This window comes from Cupriavidus sp. 96C5-1, from assembly GCF_057798855.1.
The window spans coordinates 65,617-72,059 of the sequence record NZ_JBYOJU010000048.1; the positions used below are offsets into that span (position 1 = coordinate 65,617).

Genomic DNA, 6,443 nt, shown 5'->3' on the forward strand with positions numbered 1-6,443 from the left:
GGGAAAAGATCAAAGGAAATGGATATCGGAGCTGACCTGCGTGCGCGGCACCAGGGCCGACCAGACGCCGATGATCTCGCGTGTGCGTTCCTGGTGCGGTACGCGCTTGCCCGTGGAGGCCAGCCCGCATACCGCCATGCTGTCGATCTCCCGCCCGACCTTGGCGGCCTCGGCGCGGGTGCGGGTGCGCGCGGCCACGCGCACGGCGATCTCGTTGGGCTCGCAGGCCGGCGCGGGCGAGGCCGCGCCGTGGATGGCGTCGACGCCGAGAAAGTCGATGCGCAGCGCTTGCGCGTCCAGCCCGGCCCGCTGGAAACGGTGCTCCAGGATGGTCTTGGCCAGCCGGGCCTTTTCCAGGCAGCCGGGCCCGGCGTAGAAGAACATGTCCTCGCCGATAAAGCCTTCGGTGCAGCCCAGCGATACCTTGAGCGTAGCGGTGCGCGGCGTTCCGCTCACGCCGCTGATACGTACCTCGTCAGGTCCCACCTGTTCCAGTTGCGCCGTGGTGAAATCCACCACCACATCGGGTGTGATGTAGCGGCGCGGGTCGTGCACCTCGTAGAACATCTGCTCCTTCACGGTCTGCAGGTCGATGCGCCCGCCGGTGCCCGCCACCTTGGAGATCACGGCGGTGCCGCTGGCATCCACCTCGGCGATGGGGAAGGCGAGGTTCCATGGCTCGGGCACATCCTTGTAGCCGGGGTCGCCGAAGTAGCCGCCGGTCACCTGTGCGCCGCATTCCAGCAGGTGGCCGATGGCGCTGCCCCGGGCCAGCAATGCCGTGTCCTGCGGCATCCAGCCGAAGGCATGCATCATCGGCGCCAGGAACAGCGAAGGATCCGCCACGCGGCCGGTTACCACGATTTGCGCGCCGGCTTCCAGCGCCCGTACGATCGGTTCCGCGCCCTCGTACGGTTCGGCGGAAATCAGCGAGTCGCGCAGCGTGGCGATGGGAGCGCCGCTTTCCAGTATGTCCAGCGGCGCGTCGCAGATGTTGCCGGTCAGGTCGGTGGTGGTGATGGCGGCGATCTTCACGCCGGGCAGTCCCAGCTCCGCACAGAGCTGCGCGATGCGCCGCGCCGCGGCAAGCGGATTGATCCAGCCCTGGTTGCTGACGATGCGCGTGCCCTGCGCGATGCAGTGCGGCAGCACTGCGCGCATGCGCTCGTCCAGATAGGTGTCGTAGCCTTCGAAGGTGGGATCGCGCCGCTTGCGGACCTGTGCAGCCGATACCGTGGCTTCCGCCATGGTTTCGAAACAGAGGAAGTCGAGCTTGCCGTACTGCGCGCTGAGCGCCGCGGGTTCGACGCGGTCGCCCCACCAGCCCGAGCCCGAGCCGATACGGATGGTCTTTGCTGCCATGGGGGATTCCTGGTTGGTCGTGCCGTGCTGGCCGTTTCGTGCTTATTGCTTCGTATTTATTGCCTCGTATTTATTGCGCCTGGATGCCGGCGCGCTTGATCACGCGCGACCATTTCTCCGTATCGGCGCGGATCACGGCAGCGAAGGCGGCCGGCGAGTCGCCGCCCGGCACGGCGCCAAGCTGTTCGATGCGATGCTTTACCTCGGGGGTGGCCAGGATGCGGGCCACGGTCTGCTGCAGCCGCGCCACCAGTGCCGGTGGCGTGCCTGCCGGCGCCAGCAGGCCGAACCAGGAATTCACCACGTAGCCGGGCAGGCCGGATTCCGCCACGGTGGGCACGTCCGGCAGGACCGGTGCGCGCTGCGGGCCGGTCACCGCCAGCGCGCGGACCTTGCCAGCCTGGATCTGGGCCAGCGCCGAGGGCAGGTTGTCATACATCAGGTTGACCTGGCCCGCCAGCAGGTCGGTCATGGCCGGCGCCGCACCCTTGTAAGGCACATGCTGCATCTTCACGCCCGCCATGCTGTCGAGCAGTTCGCCGGACAGGTGCGGCGAACCGCCGGTGCTGGTGGAGGCATAGTTCAGGCCACCGGGACGCTGTCTGGCCAGCGCGATCAGTTCTGTCACCGACCTGACCGGCAGCGTGCCATTGGTCAGCAGCACATTGGGCGAGTTTGCCACCAGCGTCACCGGCGCAAAGTCCTTGGCCGAGTCGTAGGGCATGCGGGCGTAGATGAACTGGTTGGTGACCTGGGTGCCGAGTGTGCCCATCAGCAAGGTGTAGCCGTCGGGGGCCGCCCTGGCTACGGCTTCGGCGCCGATATTGCCGCCCGCGCCGGGCCGGTTGTCGACCACCACGGTCTGGCCCAGCGCCTCTCCCATCCCCAGCGCCACCAGGCGCGCGAGGATGTCGGTGGTGCCGCCGGGCGTGAAGGGGACCACCAGCCGCAGTGGCTTGGCCGGGTAGTTGTCGGGGGCCTTGTCTGCCGCGCAAGCCGGCAGCGCAAGCTGGGCGCACAGGGCGGCGCCGGCCATGGCGGCCAGGCGAAGGGTGGCGCGTCGGTTCATCTGTCTCCTCGCTGGCGCTGGCCCGTAGGGCGGCGCTTCGTGGTTTTGCCGCGTGCGCGAATGCGCCGCGGCATTTCGTTTAATGAAATATTTCTTGGCCGATCTTATTCATGTGGCAGTTTGAAGGTCAAACATTAACCATAAATTTTCACTGAATGAAAATTCATGCGGCGTCCATGCTGTGCCGCGGATGATGCGGTGCTGGCTGCGCCAGTCTTTGCAATCGATGAGGGAGGCCAGCGCGTGGCCCGGGAGGTGGGTGCGGCTGACCGAGTCAGCGCGTCGGATGCCGATCCGGCGGAACGGGCGGGTGCGGACGGTGGAGTTAGCGCGAGGGGAGGCAGCCGCCGCAACTAACGGCTTGCCGCTCAACTGGCGGGCGCCAGCAGGGCTTTGACCGGCAGCGTGCCGCACGGGCCATCCGGCAGGCCCGGACCGTCAGGAAGGGCACCTGGGATGGTGCTGCCGGGCTGCCAAGCTCAATATCCCGGCGCCTGCTGGTAGTAGTAGGGTACCGGCTGCGGCGCGCACGGGACATAGGCGCGATCGTAATCGCGATAGCAATAGCCCGGCGGCGGCGAGTACACCGGTGCGGGCGGGGCCGCCATAACGACCGGCTGGCTGGCCACCGCGGGAGAGACTGGGGCGCAACGCATGCAGCGCGTTCTTGATCGTGGACGCACAGAGCGTGAAGAACACGGGCACGGCGACCCTGAAGGGCTATGACGCGGGCAAGAAAGTCTCTGGCATCAAGCGTCAAAGCGGGCCAAAAATGGCCCGGCGAGCCATTTTTGGCCCGCCTATATCCATCTATTAATCAATACCTTAGCGATTGACCGGGCCATTAATGGCCCGATTTCCGCAGAAAAGCCGCATTTCCACGGCGCATACATCCACGGCGTCGCGTTGAGCATGCTCATCACGCTTATCAAACCATTGATTTATATAGGATAAAGACGACGATCACCGCCATTGGCACGGTGTTTGCCTTATGGGGTACTGCCATTCATTGGCAAGACGGCCTCCCGGCCTCTCTCTCATCGCTAACACGCAAAAGGAAGTCACCGCCATGCCGACACCCGCTTACATCAGCATCCAGGGCAAGACCCAAGGCAACATCACGCAGGGCGCCTTCACCGCCGACTCGGTGGGCAACGTCTATCAGGAAGGTCACGAAGATCAGATCCTGGTCCAGGAAGTCGAGCACCTGATCGCGACGCCGACCGACCCGCAAAGCGGCCAGCCGTCCGGCCAGCGTGTGCACAAGCCGTTCACCTTCACCTCGCCGCTCAACAAGGCCACGCCGCTGCTGTACCAGGCCCTGGCCTCCGGTGAAATGCTCCCCGAAGTGGAAGTGAAGTGGTACCGCACCTCGACCGAAGGCAAGCAAGAGCACTTCTTCACCACCAAGCTCGAAGACGCCACCATCGTCAACATCAACACCGTGCTGCCGCATGCGCAGGACGCGAGCAAAGCCGAGTACACCCAGTTGGTCAAGGTCGCCATGGCTTATCGCAAGATCACCTGGACCCACGCCATCGTCGGCACCGAAGCCTCGGATGACTGGCGCAAGCCCCAGGAAGCATAAGCGCAAACGCACCGAAGGCGTCCGCGGACATCTGCGGTCGCCTTCGGCGATCACATCGGCTTGACCCGGACGACCGGCTGAATTGCCGGTCGTCCACGCGTTGCTCAAGGAAGCGGCCATGCCCACCCAATCCGACCTGCGCTTCACCTTCACCATCCACGGCACGGACGGCAAGATCGACCTCGACGTCGTCGCGTGGTGTCGGGGCACGAGGTGCGCGGCTCGTTTCCGGTGGACGTGGCCTCCGGGCCCAACGTGGAGGAAGTGGTCTACCCTGGCGTGCACTCGGACGTGGGCGGCGGCTACCGACTGGGCGGGCAAGGCCGCGGCGTGACCGACGATGCGAAGCTGTCGCCCCGCAAAGCCACTCACTGGAGGACGCAATGCGTAACGCTCTGACACGCTTCCTGCAGATCGCCCTGCTGTTCGCGCTGGCGGCTTGCAGGCCATCCGATGCCCCCGCCGCCGCAACAGCACACGAAGACACCATGGTGCCGTTGCAGGTCGGCATCCTCAACTACACCGATGACTATATCGACGAGGTGTACGTCAACGGCTCCTGGTCCGGTGGCATGGTCAAGCATGCCGGAGGAGGAGGCTTCGCTGGCCACGCGGAAGTCCCTCGCCAGTGGGACCCGAACTACAAGCTCACCGTCCGCTGGCGCACCGAGCCGCTCTACCTCAAGAGCCCTGACGCGTTCTATGAGCGGGAGCTGACCACGCAACCCTATCAGTTGGATGAGCGCGGGCGCATGACGTTTCTCTGGGTGGCCTTTTTCCCCGGAGGTGTCGCCAAGCTCTTCCCTACTCTGGTGGGTCCAGGGCATCCCGATTTCCCGGAGGGACTGCTTGCTCCAAAACTGCAATGCCGCAAGGAGCACCCCGGTAGTGCGCATTGTGAAGGTCCACCCCAACTCTGGGACCTCATGAGAAAGGGCAAGGCCGCCCACACGGAGGACAAGACGCCATGACGATTTCCCGACTGCCCGACAATATGGGCGACAACCCGTGGGCACTCACGCAAAACGAGCGCAAGGGCATCACTTGCACCGAGTCGCCCGACGACGCCATGTCGTGCCAGCGCACCCTCTATCTCGGCTTCTTCTTCGACGGCACACGCAACAACCGTAAGTACGACACGAAGCCCAAGTCGCATAGCAATGTCGCGCGGCTGTACGACGTCTTCGACGAAGCGCGGCAAGGGTTGATGTCGGAACTGGCCAACGGCCACAGCGGCTGGGCGCAGCCGCGCGACCGACGACGCGAAGCTGATCCGCATCGGCCGCGCGTCGCCCCGCACATCCACTGACGGGAGAACGCGATGCGTAACACTCTGACACGCTTCCTGCAAATCGCCCTGCTGCTCGCGCTGACGGCTTGCAAGCCATCAGATGCGCCTGCTGCGGCACACGAAGACACCATGGTGCCGCTCCGGGTCAGCATCCTTAACTACTCCGACGACTATCTGGATGCGGTGTACGTCAATGAGTCGTGGGCCGGCAGCATGAGTGCCCACGCAGGGGGAGGCAAGGTTGCAGGTTCTGCCGAAGTAACTCACAAATGGGATCCAAACTACAAGTTGACCATCCGCTGGCGCGACGAGTCGCTCTACAACAAAGACCACCACGCCCTATACAAGCGCGAGGTGGCCACGGAGCCGTATCAACAGTACAGACCTGGCGGCGTGACGATGCTGTGGGTCGCCTTCTTTCCAAACGGGGTCTTGCGACTCTTTCCAACCCGTGTCGACCCAGGTCATGAGGATTTCCCGGAGGGACTGCTGGAACCCGCCTTCGAGTGCCGCCGACAGTTCCCAGGCAATCCCAAGTGCTTTCCACCCACTTCTTCATGGATGGAGAACCCGAGCCAACGCAAGGAGGAAGTCAAACCATGACCGTTTCGCGGCTACCCGACAACGTGAGCGAGAACCCGTGGGCACTCACACAGAACGAGCGCCGAGGCATTACATGCACCGAGTCGCCCGATGACGCCATGTCGTGCCAGCGCACGTTGTATCTCGGCTTCTTCTTCGACGGTACACGCAACAACCGTAAGTACGACACGGAGCCCAAGTCGCATAGCAATGTCGCGCGGCTGTACGACGTTTTCGACGAATTGCGTCGCGAAGGTGAAGACCGCCAGTACCGATTCGGTACCTACGTCCCCGGCGTCGGCACCGAGTTCTGGAAGGGCGTCGGCGATGCCGGCGTGGGCCTGCATGCCGCTGCAGGTGCCGCCGCCGGCTGGGGTGGCGAGGCGCGCATCAACTGGGCATTGCTGCAATTGCAGAACAACCTGCACCGCTATGCCTTCCAGAAGCGACTGACCGAAGAAGCCGAAGACCTCGCCCTCGTCAAACAGATGAGCGCCGACATCAACTTCAAGCGCATGCGCATGCGCTTTCCTGATGGCAAGGGGCCGCCC

The 6,443-nt window shown here is 64.3% G+C and carries 8 protein-coding genes and 2 pseudogenes; 7 read left to right on the forward strand and 3 right to left on the reverse strand.

What is annotated here, in order from left to right; genetic code table 11:
- Window positions 1-9: 9 nt before the first annotated feature.
- The 3 genes from AC3FOF_RS36415 to AC3FOF_RS36425 form a co-directional block, all read right to left on the reverse strand.
- On the reverse strand, window positions 10-1,362 hold the full coding sequence (locus AC3FOF_RS36415; protein ID WP_017228279.1) for an acyclic terpene utilization AtuA family protein: 1,353 nt from the start codon (window positions 1,360-1,362) through the stop codon (window positions 10-12).
- 70 nt (window positions 1,363-1,432) lie between these two features.
- A complete protein-coding gene (locus AC3FOF_RS36420; RefSeq protein ID WP_276264938.1) occupies window positions 1,433-2,431 on the reverse strand; it encodes a Bug family tripartite tricarboxylate transporter substrate binding protein in 999 nt (332 codons plus the stop codon).
- 479 nt (window positions 2,432-2,910) lie between these two features.
- A complete protein-coding gene (locus AC3FOF_RS36425) occupies window positions 2,911-3,087 on the reverse strand; it encodes a hypothetical protein (protein ID WP_430869537.1) in 177 nt (58 codons plus the stop codon).
- On the opposite strand from AC3FOF_RS36425, the pseudogene AC3FOF_RS36430 reads away from it, so the two are divergent.
- The 7 genes and pseudogenes from AC3FOF_RS36430 to AC3FOF_RS36460 all read left to right on the forward strand — a co-directional run.
- Window positions 3,084-3,188: pseudogene (locus AC3FOF_RS36430) on the forward strand (IS5/IS1182 family transposase); the annotation flags it as partial. The gene AC3FOF_RS36425 and the pseudogene AC3FOF_RS36430 overlap by 4 nt on opposite strands.
- A 312-nt stretch (window positions 3,189-3,500) precedes the next feature.
- Window positions 3,501-4,019 carry an Hcp family type VI secretion system effector gene (locus tag AC3FOF_RS36435; RefSeq protein WP_488729377.1) on the forward strand — a complete coding sequence of 173 codons (519 nt, stop codon included), beginning with the start codon at window positions 3,501-3,503 and terminating at the stop codon, window positions 4,017-4,019.
- A 195-nt stretch (window positions 4,020-4,214) separates the two neighbouring features.
- Window positions 4,215-4,373 (forward strand): annotated as a pseudogene (locus AC3FOF_RS36440) (DUF2235 domain-containing protein); the annotation flags it as partial.
- Window positions 4,374-4,402: 29 nt separating this feature from the next.
- Window positions 4,403-4,990 carry a DUF3304 domain-containing protein gene (locus tag AC3FOF_RS36445; RefSeq protein ID WP_276268279.1) on the forward strand — a complete coding sequence of 196 codons (588 nt, stop codon included), beginning with the start codon at window positions 4,403-4,405 and terminating at the stop codon, window positions 4,988-4,990.
- Window positions 4,987-5,328 carry a hypothetical protein gene (locus tag AC3FOF_RS36450; protein ID WP_276268278.1) on the forward strand — a complete coding sequence of 114 codons (342 nt, stop codon included), beginning with the start codon at window positions 4,987-4,989 and terminating at the stop codon, window positions 5,326-5,328. The genes AC3FOF_RS36445 and AC3FOF_RS36450 overlap by 4 nt, the downstream gene beginning before the upstream one ends.
- A gap of 12 nt (window positions 5,329-5,340) precedes the next feature.
- On the forward strand, window positions 5,341-5,913 hold the full coding sequence (locus AC3FOF_RS36455; protein WP_276268277.1) for a DUF3304 domain-containing protein: 573 nt from the start codon (window positions 5,341-5,343) through the stop codon (window positions 5,911-5,913).
- Window positions 5,910-6,443 (forward strand): phospholipase effector Tle1 domain-containing protein (locus AC3FOF_RS36460; protein WP_488729378.1); only part of this gene is annotated, 534 nt, incomplete at its 3' end. The genes AC3FOF_RS36455 and AC3FOF_RS36460, both read left to right, overlap by 4 nt.

Coding starts and splice junctions, on each gene's coding strand:
- AC3FOF_RS36455 (WP_276268277.1), top strand. CDS start 5,341: ATGCGTAACACTCTGACACGCTTCCTGCAAATCGCCCTGCTGCTCGCG.
- AC3FOF_RS36425 (WP_430869537.1), bottom strand. CDS start 3,087: ATGCGTTGCGCCCCAGTCTCTCCCGCGGTGGCCAGCCAGCCGGTCGTT.
- AC3FOF_RS36445 (WP_276268279.1), top strand. CDS start 4,403: ATGCGTAACGCTCTGACACGCTTCCTGCAGATCGCCCTGCTGTTCGCG.
- AC3FOF_RS36420 (WP_276264938.1), bottom strand. CDS start 2,431: ATGAACCGACGCGCCACCCTTCGCCTGGCCGCCATGGCCGGCGCCGCC.
- AC3FOF_RS36415 (WP_017228279.1), bottom strand. CDS start 1,362: ATGGCAGCAAAGACCATCCGTATCGGCTCGGGCTCGGGCTGGTGGGGC.
- AC3FOF_RS36435 (WP_488729377.1), top strand. CDS start 3,501: ATGCCGACACCCGCTTACATCAGCATCCAGGGCAAGACCCAAGGCAAC.
- AC3FOF_RS36450 (WP_276268278.1), top strand. CDS start 4,987: ATGACGATTTCCCGACTGCCCGACAATATGGGCGACAACCCGTGGGCA.